Raw genomic sequence first — 23,845 nt, 5'->3', positions numbered from 1 at the left:
ACTCCCCCGCCCGACCGGCGGGGTGATGTCGTGCAGGAGGTAGCCTCGTTGACTCGCCGGCGACAACGCCTGATGGCCTGTTACCTGTTCTGGATGGTGCTGTTCACCGGCATCTACTACGCCGACCCGGGGCTGCGGATCATCTGGTGGACGGGCATGGGCCTGGGCGGCGTCGCCGCCATCGTGGTCGGCGTCCGGCTCAATCGCCCCCGGCACCCGCTGTTCTGGTACCTCCTGGCGCTGGCCAACCTGAGCTTCACCACGGGCGAGGCGGTGCAGGCCCTCCAGCTCGACATCCTGCACCTCGACAACCCGTTCCCGTCCGTCGCCGACGGCTTCTACCTCACCGAGTTCCTGCTGTACGCGGTCGGCCTGCTCGGCTTCATCCGCTGGCGAACGGCCCGTCAGGACCGCGCCGGACTGCTGGACGCGCTGATCATCACCCTCGGCCTCGCCCTGCTGGTCTGGATCTACCTGATCCTCCCGTACGCCCGGAACCCGGACCTCTCCTGGTTCCAGAAGGCCGTCTCGATCGCCTACCCGCTCGGCGACGTGGTCGTGCTCGCCCTGCTGCTGCGACTGTTGACCCCGCGCGGCGGCAACTCCCGCTCGCTGCAGTTGCTCACCGTCGGCGCCCTCGGCCTGCTCACCGCGGACACCCTCTACGGGCTGATCCAGCTGCACGGCACCTGGCAGATCGGCACCGGCGTGGAGCTCGGCTGGGCCGCCTTCTACGCCGCCTGGGGCGCGGCCGCGCTGCACCCCTCGATGGTCGAGCTGACCAGACCGGTCCCCACCCAGCAGCCGGACCTCTCCGCCTCCCGGCTCACCCTGCTCACCCTCGCCTCGCTCATCGCGCCCGCCATCCTGATCATCGAGTCACTGGCCGGGAACACCAGCAACGCGGGCGTGATCGGCGCCTTCTCCGCCCTTCTCTACCTGCTGGTGCTGGCCCGACTGGCCGTCGTCGTGGTCGCCCGACGCCAGGCGGTGGCCCGGGAACGGGCGCTGCGCGAGGCGGGCGCCCGGCTCACGGCGGCCGTCACCGTGCCGGAGGTCGCGGACGCCGTCCAGTCCGCCGCCTGCGCCCTGATGCCCTCCGAGCCCGGGCACGTCGCCCTGCTCGCCGTCACCGACTCCGGCGCCGCATCGGGGAGCGGTTCGGGGGCCGGGTCGGGTGTGCTGCACGTGCGGCACGCCGGGCAGGATCCGGCGCACCACCACCCCGCGCCGTCGGACGCCGACGACGAGGTGCTCGCCCTCGCCGCCGACCGCGAGACCCGGCTGCTGCCCGTCGGGTCCGTCAACCTCCCCGACCACCTGGGCCGGATGCCCTCCGCCCTGGTCTGCCCGCTCACCCTGGCCGAGCGTCCCTCCGGCGACCCGGTGATCGGCGCACTGGTGGTCACCGGCACCGAGCAGGAGCTGACCAGCCTCTGGGGCTCCCTGGAGATCCTGGCCGCCCAGGCCGCGCTGGCCGTCGAGCGGGTGGTGCTGAGCCAGGAGGTCACCCGGCGCAACAGCGAGCTGTACTTCCGCACCCTGGTGCAGAACGCCGGCGACGTCATCCTGATCCTCGACGAGGACGACGGCGTGCGTTACGCCTCCTCCTCCGCCGAGCGGGTGCTCGGCTACCCGAGCCTGGACGGCGCCCTGCTCACCGACCTCGTCCCGCCCGAGGACAGCCGGGCGGTCGGCAAGGCGCTGGCCCGGATGCGCGGCCCGGCCGACCCGCCCCGGGGCGACCAGCCGCGCGAGCACTGGCGACTGCTGCGCCAGGACCACACCCCGATCGAGGTCGAGGTCCGCTACACCGACCTGCGCGAGGACCCGACCGTCGGCGGGCTGGTGCTGACCCTGCGCGACGTGACCGAGCAGCGCCGGATGGAGCGCGAGCTGACCCACCGGGCCTTCCACGACTCGCTGACCGGCCTCGCCAACCGGGTGCTGTTCCAGGACCGGGTCGGCCACGCGCTCTCCCGCGGCGAGCGCAGCGGGGCCGTCACCGGGGTGCTCTTCATCGACCTGGACGACTTCAAGGTGGTCAACGACACCCAGGGCCACGCGGTCGGCGACGAACTGCTGGTCGCCGTCTCGCTGCGGATCTCCACCGCGCTGCGCAGCTCGGACACCGCCGCCCGGCTCGGCGGCGACGAGTTCGCGGTGCTGGTCGAGGACGCGCTCTGCCCCACCGACGTGGACACCGTCGCGGCCGGGGTGCTGGCGGTGTTCGCCGAACCGTTCAAGCTCAGCGCGGGCGCGGTCCGGGTCAACGCCAGCGTCGGCGTGGCGACCACCGAGGACAGCCTGGACGCGGCCGAACTGCTCACCCACGCCGACCTCGCGCTCTACTCGGCCAAGGCGGCCGGGCGCCGCCAGTGGTGCCACTACCAGCCCGCCCTGCAGGCCGGGCTGGTCGAGCGGCACGAGCTGAACGAGAACCTGGACCTGGCCATCGCGGAATCGGCCTTCCAGCTGTACTACCAGCCGATCGTCGACCTGAGCACGGGCGACCTGGTCGGCTTCGAGGCCCTGGTCCGCTGGCCGCACGACCGGCGCGGCATGGTGCTGCCCGACGAGTTCATCGCCCTCGCCGAGGAGAGCGGCCAGATCGTCCCGCTCGGCGCCTGGGTCCTGGAACGCGCCGCCCAGGAGGCCGCCGCCTGGCACGCCACCAGCTCCGCCGCCCGCGCCGCCGCCGGACGGCCCCCGCTGCGGGTCAACGTCAACGTCTCCGCCCGCCAGTTCCGCGACGCCGGCTTCCTGGAGGTCGTCCACCACGCGCTGGACACCTCCGGGATCGACCCGCACACCCTGGTCCTGGAGCTCACCGAGTCCGTCCTGATGCGCCGCGACGACCGCCTGCGCGCCGACATGGCGACCCTCGGCGGCCTCGGCGTCGGCCTCGCCATCGACGACTTCGGAACCGGCTACTCGTCGCTGTCGTACCTGCGGGAGTTCCCCATCTCCGTCCTGAAGATCGACAAGTCCTTCATCGACGGCCTCGGCCACTCCGCCCAGCAGTACGCCCTGGTCGAGGGCATCGCCCGGATCGCCGACACGCTCGACGTCCAGGTCATCGCCGAGGGCATCGAACACCCCGACCAGCGCGACCTGCTCGCGGCCATGGGGTGCCCGCTGGGGCAGGGGTACCTGTTCGCGCACCCGATGGACGGGCCGCAGGCGCGGGCACTGGTGCGGAGCACGACGTTCGAACCGGCCTGAGGCCCGTCCGGCTCCACGGACGGGGCCGCCCCTCCCGGCGTCTCCGGCAGCGAGAATGTGCCGTTGCCCGATGGCGGGCAACCGGCGAAGACGCCCGCAGCGCGGTGCGCTGCGGGCGGGACGCCGGGCGGTGGCCCGGCCACCTGGGGTCAGATGCTCGCGGCCAGCTCGGTGCCCTGCTTGATCGCCCGCTTGGCGTCCAGCTCGGCGGCCACGTCGGCGCCGCCGATCAGGTGCGCCGCCACCCCGAGCTCGCGCAGCGCCTCGTACAGGTCGCGGCGCGGCTCCTGGCCGGTGCAGAGCACCACGGTGTCCACGGGCAGGAGTTGGCGCTCGCCGTCGACGGTGAAGTGCAGCCCGGCGTCGTCGATCAGGTCGTAGCTCGCGCCGGCGACCATGGCGACGCCGCGGTGCTTGAGCTCGGTGCGGTGGATCCAACCGGTGGTCTTGCCGAGCCCGGCGCCGACCTTGGTGGTCTTACGCTGCAGCAGGTGGACGCTGCGCGGGGGCTTCGGACGCTCGGGGGTGCGGAGTCCGCCGCGCTCGCGGTACTCCGGGTCGATGCCCCACTTGGCCTGGAACACCGGCGGGTTGAGGCTCGCCTCGTCGCCCTGGTCGGTGAGGAACTCGGCCACGTCGAAGCCGATCCCGCCCGCGCCGAGGATGGCGACCCGCTCGCCGACGGCGGCACCGTCGCGCAGCACGTCCAGGTAGCCGAGCACGCTGGGGTGGTCGATTCCCGGGATGTCGACGGGAGTTCGGGGCGTGACACCGGTCGCGAGGACGATCTCCTCGAAGCCCTCGGCGGCGAGCTGCTCGGCGGTCACGACGGCGCCGAGGCGCTGGGTGACGGCCAACTCGGCCAGCCGGGTGCGGTAGTAGCGCAGCGTCTCGTCGAACTCCTCCTTGCCGGGGATGCGCCGGGCGATGTTCAGCTGCCCGCCGACGGCCTCGGCGGCGTCGAACAGGGTGATGTCGTGGCCGCGTTCGGCGGCGGAGACGGCGAAGGCGAGCCCGGCCGGTCCGGCTCCGACGACGCCGATGCGCTTGCGCGACTTGGTGGCGGAGAGCACGAGTTCGGTCTCGTGGCAGGCGCGGGGGTTCACCAGGCAGGAGGTGATCTGGAGGCTGAAGGTGTGGTCCAGGCACGCCTGGTTGCAGCCGATGCAGGTGTTGATGGCGTCGGCGCGGTCGTCGCGCGCCTTGGCGACGAAGTCGGCGTCGGCGAGCAGCGGGCGGGCCATCGAGACCAGGTCGGCGCAGCCGTCGGCGAGCAACTGCTCGCCGACCTCCGGGGTGTTGATGCGGTTGGTGGTGACCAGCGGGATGCCGACCTTACCCATCACCCGCTTGGTGACCCAGGCGAAGGCGCCGCGCGGCACGGAGGTGGCGATGGTGGGGATGCGGGCCTCGTGCCAGCCGATGCCGGTGTTGATGACGGTCGCGCCGGCGGCCTCGACGGCCTGGGCGAGCTGGATCACCTCGTCGAGGGTGGAGCCGCCGGGCACCAGGTCGAGCATGGAGAGCCGGTAGACGATGATGAAGTCCTCGCCGACCCGCTCGCGGACCCGGCGGACGATCTCCACCGGGAAGCGCATCCGGCGCTCGTACGGGCCGCCCCACTCGTCCTCGCGGCGGTTGGTGGCGGCGACGATGAACTCGTTGATCAGGTAGCCCTCGGAACCCATGATCTCGACGCCGTCGTAGCCGGCCCGCCGGGCGAGTTCGGCGCAGCGGGCGAAGTCCTCGACGGTCTGCTCGACCTGCTCGGCGGTGAGCTCGTTGGGGACGAAGGGGCTGATCGGGGCCTGCAGGGCGCTGGGGGCGACCAGGTCGCGGTGGTAGGCGTAGCGGCCGAAGTGCAGGATCTGCAGGGCTATCTTCCCGCCGGCGGCGTGCACGGCGTCGGTGACCACCCGGTGCTTGTCGGCCTCCTCCTCGGTGGTCAGCATCGCGCCGCCCTCCCAGGGGCGCCCGGCCTCGTTGGGGGCGATGCCACCGGTGACGATCAGGCCGACGCCGCCGCGGGCGCGCTCGGCGTAGAAGGCGGCCATCCGCTCGTAGCCGCCGGGGGCCTCCTCCAGGCCGACGTGCATCGAGCCCATGATCACGCGGTTGGGCAGGGTGGTGAAGCCGAGGTCGAGCGGGCTGAGCAGGTGCGGGTAGCGGCTGCTGCCGGGCGTGGAGCTCATCGACGTCTCCTGAAGGGGCGGCCAGTGGGGATTGTTACCGCAGAGTAGGGGACGGTCGAGGTGCTATGCAACTAGTTGCATAGCCGGGCACGGGGCAAGCGCAGGCGGAAGCGCGGGAGGGCGCCGTACCGCCCCCGCGCCCCCGCCGGGCGGCGTATCGTCGTGTTCCGACGTCGCGGGACTCGTGAGAGGGGGCGACCGTGCAGGGCTCGGTGGCCGTGGTCGGGGGCAGCATCGCCGGAAGCGCGTTCGCCGGCGCCGCCGCCCGGCTGGGCGCGGAACGGGTCGTGGTGCTGGAGCGCAGCCCCGGTCGACTGGAGGACCGCGGCCTGGGAATCTGCACCCACGACGACCGCTTCGCCGAACTGGTCGACGCCGGACACCTCGCCCCGGACACCCGCCGCCACCGCCTCACCGTGCGCAGCTGGGTCACCCGGGAGCCGGCCGGCGGGGGCGACGGCCCGGACGGGCGCGGGCGGCTGCTCTGGGCCCAACCGTTCCCGTTCCACTCCCACCACTGGGCCGTGCTCTGGCAGGCCCTGCGGGAACGGACACCCGACACGGTGGAGTACCGGCTGGACACCACCGTCGCGGCGGTCGGCGGCGACCACGCCGGCGGGTGGGTCGAATCGGCGGACGGCACCCGTACGCCGTACGACCTGGTGATCGGTGCGGACGGTTACCGATCGGTGGTCCGCGCGGCCGTCTGCCCGCAGGCCGTGCCCGAATACGCCGGGTACGTGTGCTGGCGCGGCAGCTACGACTCCGCGCTGCTGGCCGAACTGCCCGGTGGGGCCTCGGTCTGGCCCGAGGAGGAGTGCATCACCGTCTGCTACCGCGGCGGCCAGGTCGTGATCTACCGCATCCCCGGACTCGCCCCCGGGAGCACCCAGGTGAACTGGGTCTTCTACACGCCCACCCCGGACTGGCTGCGCCTGGACGGCCCGACCGCCGTCGCGGCGGGCTCCCTCACCGACGGACAGCTGGACGGGCTCCGGCGGTTCGCACGGCGGCACCTGCCGCCGTACTGGGCCGGCGTGGTCGCGCTGACTCCGCGCGAACGGACCCTGCTGCAGCCCGTCTACGACCTGGCGACCCCGCGCCGAACGGCCGGCCGACTGCTCATCGGCGGCGACGCGGCGACCATCGTCCGCCCGCACAACACCAGCGGCGCGGTGAAGGCGCTGCAGGACGCGCACGCCTTCGAGCAGGCCGGGCGACGGCTCGACGACGGGTCCTGGTCGTCCCTGCTGGCCGAGTACGACCGTGACACCAGCGCGGCCGGGCTGGCGTTGGTGGACCTGGGCCGCACGCTCGGCCGGGCACAGGTCACCGAGGCGCCGGACTGGTCGACCATGGACGAGCCGGCGATGACCGCCTGGTGGCGGGAACAGCTCACCGGCAGCGGGGGTTTCGGCGGCCACGCGCTCGGACGGACCGACTGAGCCGGTGCACCCGGGCGGACCGGCTCAGTCGACTCGGCCGGACGCCGCCGACCCCCCCCTCAGATCACTGCGTGGATCAGACGTTCACGCCGTAGTCGGTGGCGATGCCGCGCAGGCCGGAGGCGTAGCCCTGGCCGATGGCGCGGAACTTCCACTCGGCGCCGTTGCGGTACAGCTCGCCGAAGACCATCGCGGTCTCGGTGGAGGCGTCCTCGCTCAGGTCGTAGCGAGCGATCTCCTGGCCGTTGGCCTGGTTGACGATCCGGATGAAGGCGTTGCGGACCTGGCCGAAGTTCTGCAGCCGGGCGTCGGCGTCGTAGATCGACACCGGGAAGACGACCTTGGCGACGTCCGCCGGCACCCGGGCCAGGTCGACCTTGATCTGCTCGTCGTCGCCGTCGCCGCCACCGGTCAGGTTGTCGCCGCTGTGCTCGACCGAACCCTCCGGGCTGCGCAGGTTGTTGAAGAAGACGAAGTGCTGGTCCGAGACCACCTTGCCGAGCGCGTTGCACAGCAGCGCACTGGCGTCCAGGTCGTAGTCGGCCCCGGTGGTGGTGCGCACATCCCAGCCGAGACCCACGATCACGGCGCTCAGACCGGGCGCCTCCTTGCTCAGCGAGACGTTGCCGCCCTTGGCCAGCGAAACTCCCACAATGCCCTCCTCGGATCTCTCCCTGCGGACGAATCTACAGCACTGTAGAGATCGCGAGAATCCGCCTGCAGACGGGCCCTGCCCCGGGGATTTCTCAGGGACGGGAACGGGAACCGCCGCCTCACCTCACGTCGTCGATGATGATCCGCATCGCACCCCGGGCGGCGGCCGCCCTAGACTGGCTCCGGCCGTTCCGTTCGCCTCGGCGGACTCGCCCTGATGCGAGGCCCTCGCGGGAGGTTCCCATGCGCCAGCGGTACAGCTTCCACGTCGACTGGGCCGGACACTCCGTCACCGTCAACGTCCGCTCCGGCTGGATCACCGAGACCGAGCTGCTGGTGGACGGCAAGGAGTGCGCCTTCCACCGCGTCCACGGCCACGGCAGCTACCCGCTGACGCTCTCCGGCCAGCTGCCCGAGGATCCGCCGCAGCCGCTCGCCGTCACCCTCGACCGCACGGGCCGGGCGGACCACCCGCTCGCCTGCGTGCTGGCGGTCGCGGGCGGCGAGCAGCCGATGCCGGAGCACACCGCGCGCTGAAGCCGCCCGCAGCGGTGGTTTGCGGACGAAAAGCCCGAAAACCTACAATCCTCCGTCCACTTCCACCCCCTGCGCGAAGGCCTCCACATGACCTCCCCCACCGCCCCCGACGCCTTCGATGGGCTGCTGCGCGAGGTGATGGCCGACGCCGAGCGCTTCGGCCACCGCCAGCACGTCCGGCTCACCTGGCTCGCCGTCCGCCGCCACGGTGCCACCGCCGCGCTCGACCTCATCGGCGAGGGCATCCGGCGCACTGCCGCCAAGGCCGGGGCGCCGCAGAAGTTCCACGTCACCATGACCCGGGCCTGGGTCGAGCTGATGGCCCAGCACGCCGACGGCGCGGGCGACTTCGAGGAGTTCGCCGCCCGCCACCCCGAGCTGCTCGACCGGGACCTGCTCGCCCGCCACTACCGGCCCGAGACCCTGGCCGGCGAGCGGGCACGCACCGCCTGGGTCGAGCCGGACCTCGCCCCCTTCCCCCGGGCACGCTGACCTCCGGCCACCCTCGCCGAACACCGTCCGAGGACCGCGCCGAAACGCGCCGAAGTTCCGCGCAGCTACCTTGCTAGCAAGCTAAAGTGCTAGTGTCTCCCCGTGGGAGACGACGATGTGAAGCAGTTCAACGTGTACCTGCCGGTCGGCTTGATCAAGCAGGTCAAGTTCCGCGCCATCGAGGAGGAGCTGTCGCTCTCGGCGCTGGTCGCCGCGGCGCTACGCGCCTACCTCGATGCCCCCACCCCCGAGCAGCCGTCCGATGAATCCACCAAGGAGGACTGAGATGACGACCCAAGGCATCGAAGCCGTGTTCATGGAGACCCACAACTGGGGCAAGGCCGCGAAGTTCTTCCAGAGCCTGGGCTACGAGCTGGAGTTCGAGACCGGCCACAACTCGGGCCAGCTGCGCAACGGCGACGGGCCCACCATCTTCATCTCCGAGGTCCCCGCGGACCGCGAGACCCCGCTGCAGCTGGTGCTGAAGGTGGCCGACGCCGACGCCTTCCGGGCCGCCGACGGCGTGGAGGTGGTGACCCCGTTCGAAGACACCCATTTCGGGACCAGGCTGGCGACCGTCCGCGACCCCGACGGCCGACTCTGGAACCTCCAAGCGCCGGCCAAGGACCAGCCGGCCGAGGACCTGCCGGAGGGCGGCGACGGGCCCGACCATGCGTGACAGTACGGCCGGCCGGAGCGGGGACAGCGCCTTACTGCGCACTCCCGCCCCGGCGCAGGCCCCGCCACGCCGCGGCCTGGGCATGCTGGTGGTGATGATCGGGGTGCTGATCGCCGCGATCGACAGCACGATCGTGGTGCTCGCCCTCCCGGAGATCCAGCACGACCTGGACATCTCGCTGACCTCGGTGACCTGGGTGGTGGTGGCCTACCTGCTGGTGGTCACCGTCCTCGCCACCCAGGTGGGCCGGCTCGGCGACATGTACGGCCGGGTGCGGATGTACGAGGCCGGGTTCGTCGTCTTCACCATCGGCTCGGTGCTCTGCGCGCTCGCCTGGAACGCGCCGGCCATGATCGGCTTCCGCGTCGTCCAGGGGCTCGGCGCGGCGCTGATCGCCGCCAACAGCGGCGCCGTCATCTCCGAGCTGTACCCGCCGCAGGAGCGCGGCCGCGCCTACGGGCTCAACGCGCTGGTGTTCTCGCTGGGTTCGGTGCTGGGCGTGCTGCTTGGCGGGGTCATCGTGACGTACGTGTCCTGGCGGTGGATCTTCTGGATCAACCTGCCGGTCGGCCTGGTCGCGCTGGCTCTGGCGGCGAGGGTGCTGCGGGACCGGGGCGAGCGGGTGCGGCGGCGGCTGGACCCGCTGGGTATGGCCACCCTCGGGCTGGGCGTCTTCGGCATCAGCTGGGCGATGACCCAACTGGCCGTCGAGCCGCCGAACACCGCGCAGATCGGCGCCCTGGCCGGGGGCGTGGCGGTGCTCGGGGTGTTCGCGCTCATCGAACTGCGGCACCCGGAACCGACCCTGGACCTATCGCTGTTCCGGATCCCCGCGATGACGCCCTCGCTGCTGGCCTCGATGCTGCAGAGCCTGGGCAGCTTCGCCGTGTTGTTCCTGGTGATCATGTATCTGCAGGGGCCGCGCGGGCTGAGCCCGATCACCGCCTCGCTGCTGCTGGTGCCGGGCTACCTGGTCGGCGCACTGGTCGGCCCGTACACCGGGCGGATCGCCGACCGGCTGGGGCCGGTGGTGCCGGCGACCGCCGGGCTGGGCATCTCGGTAGTCGCGCTGCTGCTGTTCGCCCAGATGACCACCGGCAGCGGCCTGTGGCTGCCGGCGGTCGGCAATGCGGTGATCATGATTGGCGGGAGCTTCTTCTACGCGGCCAACAGCTCGGCCGTGATGAAAGCCGCCCCGCCCGAGCGGCTGGGGATCGCCTCCGGCGTGCTGCGGACCTTCGCCAGCGTCGGCATGGTGTTCTCCTTCACCGTCGCGATCCTCGTCGCCGCGCACGCGGTGCCGCGAAGTACGGCCTTCGCCGTCTTCGTCGGCACCACCAGCCTGCACGGGGCGGACGCGGAGGCCTTCACCAGCGGCCTGAGCACGGCGTTCTACACCCTGACGGGCATCATGGTGCTCGCCGCCGTGCTCTCCGCCGTCCGCGGCCGGTCGGCCGCCGACCGTCCTGCGGTCCAGGCCGACTGACCCTCCGTGGCGATCCGCCGCGCAGTGGCGATCCGCTACTGCGCGGCGGTCCGCTGTTCCAGAGTCACTCGCCGCTACACGGCGACCTCCTACTCTGCGGCGATCTCCCCGAGGATCTCCTCGACCGCCTTCCGGGCCCGCTCGGCGTCCGCCTTCACCAGGCCGATACGGGTCCGGCGGTCGAGGACGTCGGCCGCGTCGAGCGCACCCTCGTGGGTGACGGCGTAGACGATCTCGGCGCGGGTCACGTCCAGGTCGTCCGCCACCGGCGCCAACTCCCCCGCCGCCAGCACCTCGTGGGCCGCGCCGCCGTGGCGGGCGAGCAGCGAGACGGGCACTCCCTGGACGGGCAGCGGGCGGCTGTCGCGGTGGCCGGGGGCGCCGACCAGCGGGAGGCGGGCCGTCCAGCAGGTACGGGCGGGCAGGCCGTGCAGCCGGACGGCGGCGCCCACCGCGTCCTCGGCCATCCGCCGGTAGGTGGTGAGCTTGCCGCCGACCACGGTGACCACCCCGGACGGGGACTCCAGCACGGCGTGCTCCCGGGAGATGTCGGCGGTGTTCCCGCCCCCGGTGTCGATCAGCGGGCGCAGCCCGGCGTAGGCGCCGCGCACGTCCGCCCTGGTCAGCTCGGTGGCAAGGGCGGCGTTGACGGTGTCGAGGAGGAAGGTCAGCTCGGCCTCGGTGGGCTGCGGCTCGTCCGGGATCGGGCCCGGGGCGTCCTCATCGGTCAGGCCGATCGCCACCCGGCCGAGCTGCTGCGGCAGGGCGAAGACGAAGCGGCTGGTGGAGCCGGGCACCGGCACGGTGAGCGCGGCGGCCGGGTACCCCAGGGTGGCGGCGTCGACCAGCAGGTGGGTGCCGCGGCTGGGCCGCAGCTTGATCGAGGTGTCCACCTCGCCCGCCCAGACGCCGGTCGCGTTGATGACCGCGCCCGCGGTGACGGTCAGCTCCTGGCCGGTCAGCGTGTCCACCAGCCGCGCCGAGGTCCCGGTGACGGACTCGGCCCGCACCCGGGTCAGCACGCTCGCCCCGTACTGCGCGGCGGTGCGCGCCAGGGCGACCACCAGCCGTGCGTCGTCGACGAGTTGGCCGTCGTGCGCGACCAGCGCGCCGCGCAGTCCCGCGGTCCGCACACCGGGCACCAGCTGGCGGGTGCGGGCGGCGTCGACCCGGCGGACCCGGGGCAGCAGGGCGCCCGGCGTCCCGGCACTGATCCGCAGCGCGTCCCCGGCGTGGAAGCCCGCGCGGATCAGCGCGCCCTGGCCGGGGCGCAGCAGGTCCGGGAGCAGCGGCACCAGTTGGGGCAGGGCGCGGACCAGGTGCGGGGCGGTGCGGGTCATCAGCACGCCGCGCTCGACCGCGCTCTCCCGGGCCACCTTGACCCGGCCGGAGGCGAGGTAGCGCAGGCCCCCGTGCACCAGCTTGGAGCTCCAGCGGCTCGTACCGAAGGCGAGGTCGCGGGACTCGACCAGCACGGTACGCAGGCCGCGTGAGGCGGCGTCCAGGGCCGCCCCGGCCCCGGTGACGCCGGCGCCGATCACCAACAGGTCGATGTGCGGGTCGTCGGCGAGCGTGTGGAGCTCGAACGTCCGGCGGGCGGCGTTGAGTCGGCTGGTTCCGGCGAAGGGGCCGGTGGATGGACCGGCGGACGAACCGGCGGTGGGCGTCATGGCGCGAGGTATCCGTTCAGTGCTCTGGCCAGTTCGCGCCGCCAGGCCGCCTCGGTGAGCAGGGCGGCGACCATGCGGTGCGACTGGACGGTGGACTGGGCGATCAGCAGGACCATGGCGGCCAGTTCGGTCGACTCGCCGGCCCGGATCGAGCCGCCGGCCTGCCCCTGTTCGATGCCGGTGCGCAGGGCCTCCAGCAGGCCGCGCTGGCTGGTGCCGAGCCGTTCCACCACGTACTGGAGCAGCAGGTCGGAGTCGTCGGAGTGGAGCAGCGCGCCGAGCACCGGGTGGTCGCGCAGCCGGACGGCGACCTCGACCACCCGGTCCACGAAGATCTCCCGGTCGTGGACGTCCAACGCGGTGCCCTCGAGGGTGGCCAGGATCTCCCGGGTCAGGAGCGCCCCGATCACCGCCCGGACGTCCGGCCAGCGCCGGTAGACGGTCGGCCGGCTGACCCCGGCGCGGCGGGCGATCTCCGCCAGCTGGGTCCGGCGGACGCCGGAGTGGACGATCAGGTCGGCGGCGGCGTCCAGGATCGCGTCGTCGGTGCTGCGCGGTTGCTCGGCGCCGCTGTTCCCGGCGCCACCGCTCCCGGCACTGCGGCTCCCGGCACTGCGGGGCCGCTCGGCTGCTGTCGTCGGCTCGACGTTACTACTTGACATGATGTGTGAAACTGTAACGCATGGCACCTGAGACGCAAGCGGGACCGGCGAACGCCGCGCTGCCGCTCCCCCCGATGAAGTGGAACGCCTGGGGCGACCCGGCCCTCGCGAAGGAGCTGTCCGCCGACATCAAGGGACTGCTCGTCGCCGCCCTCGGTGTCGCCGGCGACGCCGCCCCCGGGCCGAGCGCCGAGGAGGTCCTGCTGCGTCCCTCCCGGATCACCGCCGAGGACCTCAAGGCGCTGGCCGCCGCCGTCGGCGAGGCGCACGTCAGCGCCGCCGACGCCGACCGCCTGCCGCGCGCCGGCGGCAAGTCCACCCCTGACCTGCTGCGTCGCCGCAGCCGCGAGCCGCAGGACGCGCCCGACGCCGTGGTCGTGCCCGGCAGCGAGCAGGAGATCGCCGCCGTCCTGGCCGTCTGCGCCGAGCGCCGGATCGCCGTCGTCCCGTTCGGCGGCGGCACCAGCGTGGTCGGCGGCCTCGACCCCGAGCGCGGCGGCCTCCAGGCCGTCGTCTCGCTCGACCTGCGCCGCTTCGACCAGCTGCTCGACCTGGACGAGACCTCCGGCGAGGCCGTCCTCGGCGCCGGCCTGACCGGCCCGGCGACGGAGGCACTGCTCGCCGAGCGCGGCTGGGAGCTCGGCCACTACCCGCAGAGCTTCCGCTTCGCCACCATCGGCGGCTTCGCGGCCACCCGCTCCTCCGGCCAGGACTCCGCCGGGTACGGGCGCTTCGACGAGATGGTCCGCGGCCTGCGCGTGGTCACCCCCGCCGAGGTGCTGGACCTCGGCCGCGCCCCCGCCTCGGCCGCCGGCCCCGACCTGCGCCAGCTCTTCCTCGGCTCCGAGGGCACCCTCGGCGTGATCACCGCCGTCCGGCTGCGCGTCCACCCGCTGCCCGCCGTCAAGGCGTACGAGGCGTGGAGCTTCCCCGACTTCGCCACCGGTACCGCCGCGCTGCGCGCCGTCGAGCAGCAGGGCACCGGCCCGACCGTGATCCGGCTCTCCGACGAGGCCGAGACCATGATCAACCTCGCCATGACCGAGCAGATCGGCGGCGCCCCGGCGGTCAGCGGCTGCCTGGCCGTCACCGTGTTCGAGGGCAGCGCCGAGCAGGTCGCCGCCCGGCACGACCTCACCCGCGAGGTCCTCCTCGCCGCCGGCGGCACCTCGCTCGGTGAGGAGCCCGCCCGGGCCTGGGAGCACGGCCGCTTCAACGCCCCCTACCTGCGCGACTCGCTGCTCAACGCGGGCGCTCTGTGCGAGACCCTGGAGACCGCGGCCGGCTGGAGCGCACTGCCCCACCTCCGGACGGCCGTCACCGAGGCCCTGACCGGCGCCCTGCCCGGCGCGCTGGTGCTCTGCCACATCTCGCACGTCTACCCGACCGGCGCCTCGCTCTACTTCACCGTCGTCTCCGCCCTCGGCGAGGACCCGCTGAGCCGCTGGGGCGTCGCCAAGCGCGCCGCCGGGGACGCCATCCTCGGCGCAGGCGGCACCATCAGCCACCACCACGCGGTCGGCGCCGACCACCGGCCCTGGATGACCGAGGAGATCGGCGACCTCGGCGTGCGCATCCTGCGCGCCGTCAAGGCCGAACTCGACCCGGCGGGCATCCTCAACCCCGGCAAGCTGATCCCATGACCGGCACGAGAACCGTCCGCAGGGTCGCCGTTCTCACCAACCCGGCGGCGGGCATCGGCCACGCCGAACCCGCCGCCCGCCGGGCCGTCGCCCGCCTGCGCGCCCTCGGAGTCGAGGTCGAACCGCAGGCCGGGCGCTCCGCCGAGGACGGCGTCCGCCTGGCCCGCGAGGCGGCGGCGGACGGCGTGGACGCGGTGGTCGTGGTCGGCGGCGACGGCATGATCAACCTCGCCCTCCAGGCCCTGGCCGGCACCGCCGTCCCGCTCGGCGTGATACCGGCCGGCACCGGCAACGACCACGCCCGCGAGTACGGCCTGCCGATCGCCGCCCCCGAGGCCGCCGCCGACGTCATCGCCGCCGGGCGGGTGCGCGGCATCGACCTCGGCCGGATCACCGGCCCGGACGGCGCCGTCCGCTGGTACGGCTCCGTCCTCGCCACCGGCTTCGACTCGCTGGTCAGCGACCGTGCCAACCGACTGCGCTGGCCGCGCGGCCGGATGCGCTACAACCTGGCCATCCTCGCCGAGTTCGCCAACCTGCGCCCGCTGCCGTTCCGGATCACCCTCGCCGACGGCACCGTCATCGAACGCGACCTCACCCTGGCCGCCGTCGGCAACACCCGCAGCTACGGCGGCGGCATGCTGATCTGCCCCTCCGCCCTCCCCGACGACGGCCTGCTCGACGTCACCCTGGTCGACGCCATGCCCCGGCTGCGGGTCGCCCGCTTCTTCCCCACCATCTTCAAGGGCACTCACGTCAGCCACCCGGAGGTCACCACGCTGCGCACCGAGTCCGTGCGGATCGAGTCCCCGGGCATCACCGCCTACGCCGACGGGGAGTTCATCACGGCCCTACCGGTCGAGGTCACGGTGGTGCGCGAGGCCCTGCGACTGCTGGTGCCGTGAGCCGTGACGTCCCCCGGGCAGCCTGCGCCGCCCGGGGGACTCAAGCCCCGTCCACCCGACCGCCCTCGCAGGCCCGCCCCCTCCTGGCCGCCGCGATCACCTGCCGCCGCACGCCGCGCGGCACCTCCCGCGACAGCTCCCGGACGTTGCTCCGTGGCACCTGCTCCGGCTTCATCCGACCAGGCGGCGACGCCAGAGCAGCGGGCGTATCTCGATCGCGTCCGACGGGTCACCGCTCCAGACCGTCGGCAGCCCGACGGCCGCCAGAGCGGCGACCACCTCCTTGCCGATAGCCGTGGTGGTGGACGCCGAACCGTCGAAGCCGCCGTAGAGCAGCGACAGGCCGTGCCCGGCGGCCGCGGACTCGGTGCACTGGAAGTGGAAGTAGACGAAGCCGCGCGCGTCCGGCTCCCCCTCCGCGCCGATCTCGGCCTCGCCGCAGGAGCGGCAACAGGTGAAGTGCTCCCGCGCGGTGATGCCGGTCTCCTCCAGGGCGGCGAAGGCACGGGCGAGGCGCTCCGGATCCGTCTCGCCGGTCCAGCCGCTCTGCACGCCGACCCGCTCCAGCCACAGCCGGTCGGCGAGCTGCTCGGCCTGCGCCCGGGAGACCGGGCGGCGCTCGCCCGACACCAGGTACTCCTCCGCCTGCTCGGCGAGCCGGGCACGGTCGGTGTAGCCGCAAGCCAGCGTCAGCCGCAGCTGATCCTCCAACTCCCGCCGCTCGTCCGCCTCCAGCACCAGGGCAGGCACGGGCTCCGGCGGCCCGAAGTCGAGCGGCGCCCAGTCCAGGCCGTCACCCCAGCCCGGCTCCTGGCGCGCCCACCCCGTCATCGCCGCGACCACCGGCTCGGGCCCGTCGAGCCGCACCTCGAAATGCCGGGCGGCGGAGCCGTCGCGGTGCTCCAACGTGTAGTCGCCGCCGTCCTTGTGACACATCTGGATGTACACGTCCGGCAGGTCCGGTACCCGCTGCACGACGAGGAAGGAGTCGGCCCCCGCGCCGATGCGCCGGACCAGCCCCGCCAGTTCCTCCACGGTCACCCTCAGGTGCCGCGTGTCGTTCGTCTGCACCGTGATCGCCAGCATGCGGTCACCCTTGCACAGACCACTGACACGATCGGCGCCCGCCCCCGGCGACTCAGGCCCGGTCCTCCCGCCGCAGACGGAACACCACATTGCGACCCCCCTCGGCGTCGTCGAAGTCCTCGGCCGGGTCGTGCGACATCCCGAGGCGCCGCATCACGGCCTGGGAGCGCAGGTTGGCGGCGGTGGTGAGGGCGAGGATCTCGGAGAGGTCGAGCGTGTCGAAGCCGTACGCGAGGACGGCGCGGGCCGCCTCCGTCGCATAGCCGTGGCCCCAGGCGGAGCGCGCCAGGCGCCAGCCGATCTCGACCCCGCCGACCAGGTCCTGCTCCTCGACGTCGTCCAGGCCGACGAAACCGACGAACTCGCCGCTCCCCCGCACCTCGACGGCCAGCCACCCGTACCCGCGCTTCTCGATCGCCGCCTCGTACCGCGCCACCGAGGCATCGCTCTGCTCGCGGGTGAGGATGCCGCCGAGGTGCTCGCGGATCTCCGGGTCGGCGTTCATCGCGGCCCAGGGGGAGAGGTCGGCCTCCCGCCAGCGGCGGATCAGCAAGCGGTCGGTGCACAGTTCGTTCATGTCGCCAACCCAACGGCACCACGCCCACCCGGGCAAGCGAAAAACGGGTGCTTCGGAGACGGAGGCCGCGGCAGCCTACCGGCCGCCCGGAGCGCGATCCCGGCTCACAACCGGATGCCGCCGAGCTGCCGGATCATGGTGAGGTCGTCGCGGATCGCCCAGCGCTCGGCGATCCGCCCCTCCCGCAGCCGGTACGCGAAGGCGACGTCCCGAGCGTAGTTCCCGCTGTGGGTGGGGAAGCCAAGAAAGTCGCCGCCCGCCCAGTGGCCGGCCCGCAGGCCGAACTGGACGACCAGGTCGTCCTCGGCGACGGTGAGGCAGCTGCGCCAGTGGTCGTCCTCGCACTGCCCGGCCATCGTGGTCAGGAACTCCCGGGCGCCCGCGAGGCCGGCCGGGTAGCCGGGGGCGAGGGCATGGTTGACCAGGTCCGGAGTACAGAACTCGTCCAGGCGGGCGACGTCCCCGGCCCGGACCAGGGCGTCGAAGCCGTCCACGACCTGCTTGTTGACCTCGGTGCTCACGACGTCCACCTCCCGCGGGGGAGCGGCCAAGGACTCCCCCGCTCTCGACGTTCCCACGGACGCCGCACGCCTTCCACCCGGGAGCGGCGACCATTCCCGGGCGGGAATTGTCCGGTCAACGACTCCCCGCTCACCCCGCTCCCGGGCTCACACGCCCCGCGTCGCGGTGACCCGCCCGGCCTCGATCGCCTCGACCAGCTCCGCGTGGTCGGCCGCCGTCCGGTCCGCGTACCGCATCGCGAAGTCGGCGACCGCCTCGGCGAAGGTGTCGGCACCGCCCAGGTAGCCGGCGATGGCGAGGCGGTGGCCGGTGCGGGCGTGGGCCCGGGCGAGGGTGCGCCCACACAGGTCGGCGTAGGCGCGCAGACCGGAGGGGGTCATCGAGTCGACCTCCACCGAGCCCTTCATGTCGCGCAGTCGGCGGCCGTAGTAGTGGCGCCCGGCCGGGCCGGCGGTCCAGCCGAGGAAGATGTCGCTGGCGGCCTGCATCAGGTGCTGCCCGGTGACCACCCGGCGCCCGCCGTGGTGTGCGGCGATCTCGGCGTCCACCCGGGTGGGCGGCAGGTGGTCCTCGAGCACCGACCGCCCGGCCTCCTTGAGCTGCAGGAACAGCGGGTCACCGGTGTCCCGGCCCTCCAGCAGGAGGATGAAGCAGCGGGTGCCGACGCTGCCGACGCCGACCACCTTCATCGCCGCGTCCACGAACCGGTAGCGGTCCATCAGCACCCGGCGGTCCTCCGCCAGAGTGGCCCGGTAGTCGCTGAACACCTTGCCGATGTCGCGCAGTTCGGTCTTCTTCAGCGGCTCGATCAGCGGCGGCGAGCTGATGATCCGCCGCTGCCCGTCCCGCTCCTCGGTGAGCTTGCCGAAGGCCTGCAGGCTGGTGCGGCGCCGGGCGTGGACGAGTTCGCCCTCGGTCCGTCGGCGCCGCTTGTCCTTGCCGACCAGCGGCAACAGGTCGGCGGCGTCGATCCGGCTGTACCAGACGTCGAGTTCACCCCTCCCGGCCAGCCGGCGCATCGCGGTGGCGTAGCTCCGGACGGCGACGAGCGCGGCGTGCCGGGCGCGCTGGTCCCCCTGGCCGCTGTCCCGGCCGGCGACCGCGACGCTGGCGGCCAGGCGCTTGACGTCCCACTCGAAGGGCCCGGGGTAGGTCTCGTCGAAGTCGTTGACGTCGAAGAGCAGTGCGCGCTCCGGCGAGGCGTACACCCCGAAGTTCAACAGGTGTGCGTCGCCGCAGAGTTGGACGGTCAGGCCGGTGTTCGGGACGGCCGCGAGGTCGGCGGCCATCACGGCGGCGGCACCGCGCAGGTAGCTGAACGGGCTGTCGGCCATCCGCCCGTAGCGGATCGGCAGCAGCCGGGTGACCCGGTCGGCGCCCTGTGCCTCCAGCACGCCGAGCGGGTCGGGCCGGTCGGCGGCCGGGATCCACCGGCCGTGGTCGGAGCGGGAGACGCGCTCACGGGCGGCCCGGCCGGCACGGCGGCGTTCGGCGGGGGTGGTCATGCGGCGGCTCCGTCCGTCACCAGGCAACCTTCAACGCGTACACCTCACCGCGACGCTAGGACAAGAGTGCCGGAGGGCGCATGCCGCGCCCTCCGGCACTCGGCCGATCGAGTGAGGCCGACCGGTCACCCCACCGTGAAGTCGGCCATCATCGCCATGTCCTCGTGCTCCAGGTTGTGGCAGTGCATCATGTACGTCCCCGCGTAGTCCGTGAACCGCACCAACACCTCCACCGCCTCGGCCGGGCGCAGATCGACGGTGTCCTTCCAGCCCGCGTCCCACGGGCCCGGGTCCTGGCCGTTGCGCCCGATCACCTGGAAGTGGTCGAGGTGGAGGTGCACGGGGTGGTGCACGTCGGTGGAGAAGCGCCACCGTTCGACGCTGCCGAGCGCGGGGGCGGCGAGGCTGCGCCCGGGCTGGTATCAGCGGCAGGTCGCGCTCGCCGCGCGGCAGCGGCAGGGCGTCCTCCTCGTCGTCGTGGACCAGGTGGAAGCCGGACAGGCCGCGCCAGACGCCGGGGCCGGTGAAGCCCATCCGGTGGTCGTGGTACCAGAGGGTGGCGGCGCGCTGCCTGCCCGGGTAGGTGTGGGTGCGCTCGCCGACCGTGTCGCGGCCCGCCGCGTGCCGCATCCCCGGCATGCCGTCCATGGCCCGGCTGCCCCCAGGGCCTGCCGCAGGAGCGGCCCGCGCTACACGGGCTCGGCGGCGATCCCCCGGTAGGCGGCGCTCAGTTCGGCGAGCACGGGGTGGGCCGGGTCGAAGGCGGTGCCGTCCACGGCGGCGATCGGGCGCACACCGACGCCCGCGTTGACGGCGAAGGCCGCGTCGAACGCGTCCAGCCGGGCGGCGTGGACGGGCTCGCGGGACTGCGGGCCGTCGTACGCACCGGCCAGCAGCGCCTCGGTGACGCCGCGCAGGCTGGGGCCCTCGGGCCAGACCAGGCGCTCCCCGGCCAGGAAGCCGATGTTCCAGGTGGCGCCCTCGGTCACCCGGCCGTCCTCGTCTGCGAACAACGCGTCATCGTACCCGGCGAGTTGGGCCAGCCGACGGCGGTGGACCAGCCCGAACAGCCCGACGTGCTTCACCTCGGGCAGCTCCCGCCGGTACACCGTCGTACGCGCCCGCAGCGGGGCCGGTTCGGCCGTGGCGGCGGGGCGGGTGGTCACCAGCAGAGCGGGCGCGGCGGGGGCGGCGGGCCGCTCCAGGCCGAGGGCGGGGTCGTAGACGGTGACCCGGACGATCACCGGCCCGCCGTCGGCGGGCAGCGCGGCGCGGATCCGCTCCCGGACCACCGCCCGGTCCAACTCGGCGCCGAACAGCGTCCGGCAGTCCCGGTCCAGTCGCTCCAGGTGCAGCGTCAGACCGCGTACCCGGCCCGCCTCGGCACGCAGGGTGGTGAAGTGCCCGTAGTTGAGCAGCCCCAGGGCGGCGAGCCGCGCCGGGTCGGCGGGCGCGCCGTCGATCTCGATCTCAGCCATCCCCCGAGTCTGCCAGCTGCGGGGTCGCCTCCGGCGTCGGCACCGGGGGTTCCGGGCCGGCGACCGCGCGGCCCGCCCTCGTCCGGGCGGCCTGCTCGAACTGCTCGATCTTGAACGCCAACCCCTCCGGCTCCCCCGCGTCCGACCAGCGCCACGCCTCCGCCCACCACTGCGGCCCGCGCACCATCGGCCACCCCGCCAGCGCCAGGTACAGCGCCAGCGTCGACCGCGCGTACTCGTGCACCCAGCCGTCGCAGCCCCGGTAGTCGGCGGTCTCGTCCAGCCGCAGCCAACGCCCCTCCCGCCCGGCGGCCAGTATCGGCACCCACCCGCGCTGCCGGTCGGCGACCAGCAGGAGCAGCCGCCCACCCTCCTCCCGCACCCGGTGCAGCGGCAGTTGGGGCATCCGGGCCAGCGACAGCGACCGCTTCCAGGCCACCACCCACAGCCCCCGGCGCAGGTAGTAGCGGACCGCCGGCTGCCAGGTCCAGTGCGCCTCCAACCGGAAACCGGGCAGCCCCTCGGCGGTGGCCGCCGCGTACACCTCGTCCAGCGCGGCGGCCGCCAGCCCGCGACCGCGCGCCTCGGGCCGCACATAGAGGGAACTGACGGCGAGTTGGCTCGGCCCCCTGGTCCAGTTGTCCACCGCGACGGTGCCGACGACCTCCGCGCGGTCGTCCTGGATCCAGTACCGCCGCCGGTACAGCTCCCCGCCGGGCCACTCCCGCCCGCTCTCCCCCAGCCGGTCCCGCCACCCGCGCTCGGCCCGCGCCGTCAGCGCGTCCGGGTCGACCACCTCGCTCAGCTCGCCTTCCACCAGCGACGCCAAGTCCCACAGCGCGAACCGCCGTTCCTCCCCCTCCCCCGCCGCCCGCAGCCGCTCCCCCGCCGCCAACCGCCCCTGCGCCCGCTCCACCGCGGCATCCCACGACCTCACACGCGCCACGATAGCGGGCCACCGGGCACGAGCCGTAATCCGCCGAGCACCGACCGTCAGGGTCCGAGCCCGCAGCGCGACCCGGACGGCCACCGGCCGCGGGTCCCGGTTCACCCGATCCCTCTAACCGACCGGCTGACGTTCCTTCGGGGGCGGAGGAACAGCGGAGGCGGCCGGCACCCGGCGCGGCCGGGTCAGGGCGACCGCGGCGATCACCAGGACGCCGCCGGCCAGGGCGTTCCAGCCGACCGGCTCGGCCAGGAAGGCGGCCCCGAGGGCGGTGGACCACAGCGGCGTGACGTAGGTGACGGCGGAGGCGACGGCGGTGCCCGCCGCCCGGATCAGGCCGAGGTTGAGCAGGTACGCCAGGCCCGTACCGAGCCCGCCGAGCACCAGCAGGGCGGCGGCCGCGGCGGCTCCCGGCCAGTGCGGGGCGCCCGCGGCGAACGGGGCGACCAGGCCCAACTCGGCGGCGGCGCAGCCGATCTGGAGCGCGGAGAGGGTGGTCACCGACTCCGGGCGGCCGGACAGGAAGCGGCGCAGGTAGGCGAAGCCGGCGCCGTAGCAGCAGGCGGCGGACAGGCAGGCGAGGGCGCCCACGGTCGCGCCGGAACCGAGGCCGCGCCAGACCCCGAGGACGGTGAGCACGCCGACGAAGCCGAGCGCGAGGCCGCAGAGCCGGCGGGCGCCCGGGCGGCGTTCCTCGGGGACGGTGAGCACCGCGAACAGCAGGGTGAACAGCGGGGTGGTCGCGTTCATCACCCCGGCCAGCACCGAGCTGACCCGGGTCTCGCCGAAGGAGAACAGGGTGAACGGCACGGTGTTGAGCAGCACCGCGACCACCGCCGAGTGCCCCCACAGCACCCGGTCGCGCGGGGCCCGCTCGCCGCGCAGCAACAGGACGATCCACAGCGTGACCGCACCGAGCAGGCTGCGCCCCAGCGCCACCCACACCGGCGGAACCCCGGCCTCGACCGCCACCTTGATCAGGGCGAAGCTCGCGCCCCAGATCGCCGACAGTGCCACGAAGCCCGGCAACCAGCGCCGCACCCCGACCACCTCCCCGTCCGTCCTCCCGTTGTGTTCTGGACAGAGGGTGGCCCGGCGGCGGAGCATGAGTCCAACAAGTGGCGGTGCCGGAAGGATGAGGAAGTCTCATGGCCTCGGAGGTCAACCTGGCCCAGCTCAGGGCGCTGGTCGCGGTCGCCGACACCGGCGGCTTCGGCGCGGCCGCCGACGAGCTGGGCATCAGCCAGTCCGCCGTCTCGCACGCCGTCGCCGCGCTGGAGCGCTCGCTCGGCGCGCCCGTACTGCGGCGCGGCAGCCCCTGCCGGCCCACCCCGCTCGGCGAGCGGATCCTGCCGCACGCCCGCACCGCCGTCGCCTCCGCCGCCGCCGTGCGCACCATCGCCACCCGGCACACCGGCGGCCTGACCGGCACCGTGCGGCTGGCCGCGCCGACCACCGTCTGCCAGGCGCTGCTGCCCGGGCTGCTGCGGGAATGGAAGGCGGCGTACCCGCAGGTCACCGTGCGGCTCTTCGAGGGTGAGGACGCCGAGCTGGCCGCCTGGCTGGAGGCCGGCACGGTGGACGCCGCCGTACTGGTGGACGCCGGGCCGCTGCCGCCCGGGGCGGTCGCGCTCGGCGCCGACTCCATGCACGCACTGCTGCGCCGCGACCACCCGCTCGCCGGGCAGGAGAGCATCCACGTGGCCGACCTGGAGGACGACGACTTCCTGCTCTCCGAGGGCGGCTGCGAGCGCCACATCCGCGAGGCCTACCGGCGGGCCGGCACCCGCTTCACGCCCCGGCACCGGATCCGCGACCTCAACACGCTGATCGGCATGGTGCACGCGGGCGTCGGGGTGTCGGTGATGCCCGCGCTGGCGCTGACCATGCTGCCGGCCGACTGCGTCCTGGTACCGATCCGTCCGGCCGTGCACCGGACGCTGACGCTCACCGGGCCGACCGGCCGACCGTGGTCGCCGACGGTCAGCGGGCTGCTCGCCGGAGTGGGGGTCACCGCCCTGGTCTGAGTGGAGCTTTTCGACGCGGTGAGCAGCTCGGGTGGAGCTTTTCGTGGATCGGGGCGGCGTTGGCTGGTGGCGGTGGTCGTCCGACCGGAAGGTGGCGGCGTTCGGCCACTCTTC

21 protein-coding genes and 2 pseudogenes are annotated in these 23,845 nt (G+C 73.7%); 10 read left to right on the top strand and 13 right to left on the bottom strand.

The window, feature by feature from the left end:
- Nucleotides 1-48 precede the first annotated feature (48 nt).
- Nucleotides 49-3,225, top strand: coding sequence for a putative bifunctional diguanylate cyclase/phosphodiesterase (locus tag ACH4E7_RS30085; RefSeq protein ID WP_396252278.1), 3,177 nt, complete (start codon nucleotides 49-51; stop codon nucleotides 3,223-3,225).
- A 149-nt stretch (nucleotides 3,226-3,374) separates the two neighbouring features.
- Here the strand turns inward: ACH4E7_RS30085 and ACH4E7_RS30080 are convergent, their stop codons facing one another.
- Nucleotides 3,375-5,417 carry an FAD-dependent oxidoreductase gene (locus ACH4E7_RS30080; RefSeq protein WP_396252276.1) on the bottom strand — a complete coding sequence of 681 codons (2,043 nt, stop codon included), beginning with the start codon at nucleotides 5,415-5,417 and terminating at the stop codon, nucleotides 3,375-3,377.
- Between the two features lie 200 nt (nucleotides 5,418-5,617).
- On the opposite strand from ACH4E7_RS30080, the gene ACH4E7_RS30075 reads away from it, so the two are divergent.
- Nucleotides 5,618-6,862, top strand: a complete 1,245-nt coding sequence (locus ACH4E7_RS30075) for a monooxygenase (RefSeq protein WP_396252274.1) — start codon at nucleotides 5,618-5,620, stop codon at nucleotides 6,860-6,862.
- Between the two features lie 76 nt (nucleotides 6,863-6,938).
- On the opposite strand, the gene ACH4E7_RS30070 is transcribed toward ACH4E7_RS30075, so the two are convergent.
- On the bottom strand, nucleotides 6,939-7,514 hold the full coding sequence (locus ACH4E7_RS30070; RefSeq protein ID WP_355672404.1) for a TerD family protein: 576 nt from the start codon (nucleotides 7,512-7,514) through the stop codon (nucleotides 6,939-6,941).
- Between the two features lie 245 nt (nucleotides 7,515-7,759).
- Here ACH4E7_RS30070 and ACH4E7_RS30065 point away from each other — a divergent pair, with 245 nt between their 5' ends.
- The 5 genes from ACH4E7_RS30065 to ACH4E7_RS30045 all read left to right on the top strand — a co-directional run bounded on the left by ACH4E7_RS30065 (nucleotide 7,760) and on the right by ACH4E7_RS30045 (nucleotide 10,710).
- On the top strand, nucleotides 7,760-8,053 hold the full coding sequence (locus tag ACH4E7_RS30065; protein ID WP_396252272.1) for a hypothetical protein: 294 nt from the start codon (nucleotides 7,760-7,762) through the stop codon (nucleotides 8,051-8,053).
- Nucleotides 8,054-8,140: 87 nt separating this feature from the next.
- Nucleotides 8,141-8,545 (top strand): hypothetical protein, encoded by a 405-nt coding sequence (locus ACH4E7_RS30060; protein ID WP_396252270.1) that lies wholly within the window; start codon nucleotides 8,141-8,143, stop codon nucleotides 8,543-8,545.
- Between the two features lie 102 nt (nucleotides 8,546-8,647).
- On the top strand, nucleotides 8,648-8,830 hold the full coding sequence (locus ACH4E7_RS30055) for a CopG family transcriptional regulator (protein ID WP_396252268.1): 183 nt from the start codon (nucleotides 8,648-8,650) through the stop codon (nucleotides 8,828-8,830).
- Nucleotide 8,831: 1 nt separating this feature from the next.
- Nucleotides 8,832-9,224, top strand: a complete 393-nt coding sequence (locus ACH4E7_RS30050; protein ID WP_396252266.1) for a VOC family protein — start codon at nucleotides 8,832-8,834, stop codon at nucleotides 9,222-9,224.
- Nucleotides 9,217-10,710 (top strand): MFS transporter, encoded by a 1,494-nt coding sequence (locus ACH4E7_RS30045; protein ID WP_396252264.1) that lies wholly within the window; start codon nucleotides 9,217-9,219, stop codon nucleotides 10,708-10,710. The genes ACH4E7_RS30050 and ACH4E7_RS30045 overlap by 8 nt, the downstream gene beginning before the upstream one ends.
- 89 nt (nucleotides 10,711-10,799) lie before the next feature.
- Here ACH4E7_RS30045 and ACH4E7_RS30040 read toward each other — a convergent pair whose 3' ends face one another.
- Both ACH4E7_RS30040 and ACH4E7_RS30035 read right to left on the bottom strand, forming a co-directional pair.
- The gene (locus ACH4E7_RS30040; protein ID WP_396252263.1) at nucleotides 10,800-12,380 is read right to left on the bottom strand and encodes a glycerol-3-phosphate dehydrogenase/oxidase; all 1,581 of its coding nucleotides are present in this window, start codon (nucleotides 12,378-12,380) and stop codon (nucleotides 10,800-10,802) included.
- Nucleotides 12,377-13,042: a TetR/AcrR family transcriptional regulator gene (locus ACH4E7_RS30035; RefSeq protein ID WP_396252261.1), complete on the bottom strand. Its 666-nt coding sequence runs from the start codon at nucleotides 13,040-13,042 to the stop codon at nucleotides 12,377-12,379. Before ACH4E7_RS30035 ends, ACH4E7_RS30040 begins: the two co-directional genes overlap by 4 nt.
- Nucleotides 13,043-13,062: 20 nt before the next feature.
- Here ACH4E7_RS30035 and ACH4E7_RS30030 point away from each other — a divergent pair, with 20 nt between their 5' ends.
- A complete protein-coding gene (locus tag ACH4E7_RS30030; protein WP_396252259.1) occupies nucleotides 13,063-14,685 on the top strand; it encodes an FAD-linked oxidase C-terminal domain-containing protein in 1,623 nt (540 codons plus the stop codon).
- The gene (locus ACH4E7_RS30025) at nucleotides 14,682-15,590 is read left to right on the top strand and encodes a diacylglycerol kinase (RefSeq protein WP_396252257.1); all 909 of its coding nucleotides are present in this window, start codon (nucleotides 14,682-14,684) and stop codon (nucleotides 15,588-15,590) included. The genes ACH4E7_RS30030 and ACH4E7_RS30025 overlap by 4 nt, the downstream gene beginning before the upstream one ends.
- Before the next feature lie 171 nt (nucleotides 15,591-15,761).
- Here the strand turns inward: ACH4E7_RS30025 and ACH4E7_RS30020 are convergent, their stop codons facing one another.
- The 9 genes and pseudogenes from ACH4E7_RS30020 to ACH4E7_RS29980 form a co-directional block, all read right to left on the bottom strand.
- A complete protein-coding gene (locus ACH4E7_RS30020; RefSeq protein WP_396252255.1) occupies nucleotides 15,762-16,676 on the bottom strand; it encodes a DUF6891 domain-containing protein in 915 nt (304 codons plus the stop codon).
- Nucleotides 16,677-16,728: 52 nt separating this feature from the next.
- Complete coding sequence (locus tag ACH4E7_RS30015) at nucleotides 16,729-17,253, bottom strand: GNAT family N-acetyltransferase (protein WP_396252253.1); 525 nt, start codon at nucleotides 17,251-17,253, stop codon at nucleotides 16,729-16,731.
- A gap of 104 nt (nucleotides 17,254-17,357) precedes the next feature.
- On the bottom strand, nucleotides 17,358-17,774 hold the full coding sequence (locus tag ACH4E7_RS30010; protein WP_396252251.1) for an ester cyclase: 417 nt from the start codon (nucleotides 17,772-17,774) through the stop codon (nucleotides 17,358-17,360).
- A gap of 147 nt (nucleotides 17,775-17,921) precedes the next feature.
- Entirely contained in the window at nucleotides 17,922-19,280 is a 1,359-nt protein-coding gene (locus tag ACH4E7_RS30005; RefSeq protein ID WP_396252249.1) for a DUF2252 domain-containing protein, read from the bottom strand.
- Nucleotides 19,281-19,405: 125 nt separating this feature from the next.
- Nucleotides 19,406-19,636 (bottom strand): annotated as a pseudogene (locus ACH4E7_RS30000) (multicopper oxidase domain-containing protein); the annotation flags it as partial.
- A gap of 172 nt (nucleotides 19,637-19,808) precedes the next feature.
- Nucleotides 19,809-19,910: pseudogene (locus ACH4E7_RS29995) on the bottom strand (hypothetical protein); the annotation flags it as partial.
- A gap of 59 nt (nucleotides 19,911-19,969) precedes the next feature.
- Nucleotides 19,970-20,758, bottom strand: a complete 789-nt coding sequence (locus tag ACH4E7_RS29990) for an aminotransferase class IV (protein ID WP_396252247.1) — start codon at nucleotides 20,756-20,758, stop codon at nucleotides 19,970-19,972.
- Complete coding sequence (locus ACH4E7_RS29985; RefSeq protein ID WP_396252245.1) at nucleotides 20,751-21,695, bottom strand: GNAT family N-acetyltransferase; 945 nt, start codon at nucleotides 21,693-21,695, stop codon at nucleotides 20,751-20,753. Before ACH4E7_RS29985 ends, ACH4E7_RS29990 begins: the two co-directional genes overlap by 8 nt.
- Nucleotides 21,696-21,818: 123 nt before the next feature.
- The gene (locus tag ACH4E7_RS29980) at nucleotides 21,819-22,745 is read right to left on the bottom strand and encodes a DMT family transporter (RefSeq protein ID WP_396252243.1); all 927 of its coding nucleotides are present in this window, start codon (nucleotides 22,743-22,745) and stop codon (nucleotides 21,819-21,821) included.
- Nucleotides 22,746-22,852: 107 nt separating this feature from the next.
- Here ACH4E7_RS29980 and ACH4E7_RS29975 point away from each other — a divergent pair, with 107 nt between their 5' ends.
- Entirely contained in the window at nucleotides 22,853-23,731 is an 879-nt protein-coding gene (locus tag ACH4E7_RS29975) for a LysR family transcriptional regulator (protein ID WP_396252241.1), read from the top strand.
- Nucleotides 23,732-23,845: the final 114 nt, after the last annotated feature.

It is taken from the genome of Kitasatospora sp. NPDC018058 (genome assembly GCF_044327205.1).
In the GTDB taxonomy this organism is placed as follows: Bacteria; Actinomycetota; Actinomycetes; order Streptomycetales; family Streptomycetaceae; genus Kitasatospora.
This window is presented reverse-complemented; position numbering and strand designations above follow the sequence as displayed.

Excerpts from the sequence above, each read along its gene's own strand:
- ACH4E7_RS30080 (WP_396252276.1), bottom strand. The coding sequence starts at position 5,417 with ATGAGCTCCACGCCCGGCAGCAGCCGCTACCCGCACCTGCTCAGCCCG.
- ACH4E7_RS30065 (WP_396252272.1), top strand. The coding sequence starts at position 7,760 with ATGCGCCAGCGGTACAGCTTCCACGTCGACTGGGCCGGACACTCCGTC.
- ACH4E7_RS30060 (WP_396252270.1), top strand. The coding sequence starts at position 8,141 with ATGACCTCCCCCACCGCCCCCGACGCCTTCGATGGGCTGCTGCGCGAG.
- ACH4E7_RS30050 (WP_396252266.1), top strand. The coding sequence starts at position 8,832 with ATGACGACCCAAGGCATCGAAGCCGTGTTCATGGAGACCCACAACTGG.
- ACH4E7_RS30045 (WP_396252264.1), top strand. The coding sequence starts at position 9,217 with ATGCGTGACAGTACGGCCGGCCGGAGCGGGGACAGCGCCTTACTGCGC.
- ACH4E7_RS30040 (WP_396252263.1), bottom strand. The coding sequence starts at position 12,380 with ATGACGCCCACCGCCGGTTCGTCCGCCGGTCCATCCACCGGCCCCTTC.
- ACH4E7_RS30035 (WP_396252261.1), bottom strand. The coding sequence starts at position 13,042 with ATGTCAAGTAGTAACGTCGAGCCGACGACAGCAGCCGAGCGGCCCCGC.
- ACH4E7_RS30030 (WP_396252259.1), top strand. The coding sequence starts at position 13,063 with ATGGCACCTGAGACGCAAGCGGGACCGGCGAACGCCGCGCTGCCGCTC.
- ACH4E7_RS30025 (WP_396252257.1), top strand. The coding sequence starts at position 14,682 with ATGACCGGCACGAGAACCGTCCGCAGGGTCGCCGTTCTCACCAACCCG.
- ACH4E7_RS30020 (WP_396252255.1), bottom strand. The coding sequence starts at position 16,676 with ATGCTGGCGATCACGGTGCAGACGAACGACACGCGGCACCTGAGGGTG.
- ACH4E7_RS30015 (WP_396252253.1), bottom strand. The coding sequence starts at position 17,253 with ATGAACGAACTGTGCACCGACCGCTTGCTGATCCGCCGCTGGCGGGAG.
- ACH4E7_RS30005 (WP_396252249.1), bottom strand. The coding sequence starts at position 19,280 with ATGACCACCCCCGCCGAACGCCGCCGTGCCGGCCGGGCCGCCCGTGAG.
- ACH4E7_RS29990 (WP_396252247.1), bottom strand. The coding sequence starts at position 20,758 with ATGGCTGAGATCGAGATCGACGGCGCGCCCGCCGACCCGGCGCGGCTC.
- ACH4E7_RS29975 (WP_396252241.1), top strand. The coding sequence starts at position 22,853 with ATGGCCTCGGAGGTCAACCTGGCCCAGCTCAGGGCGCTGGTCGCGGTC.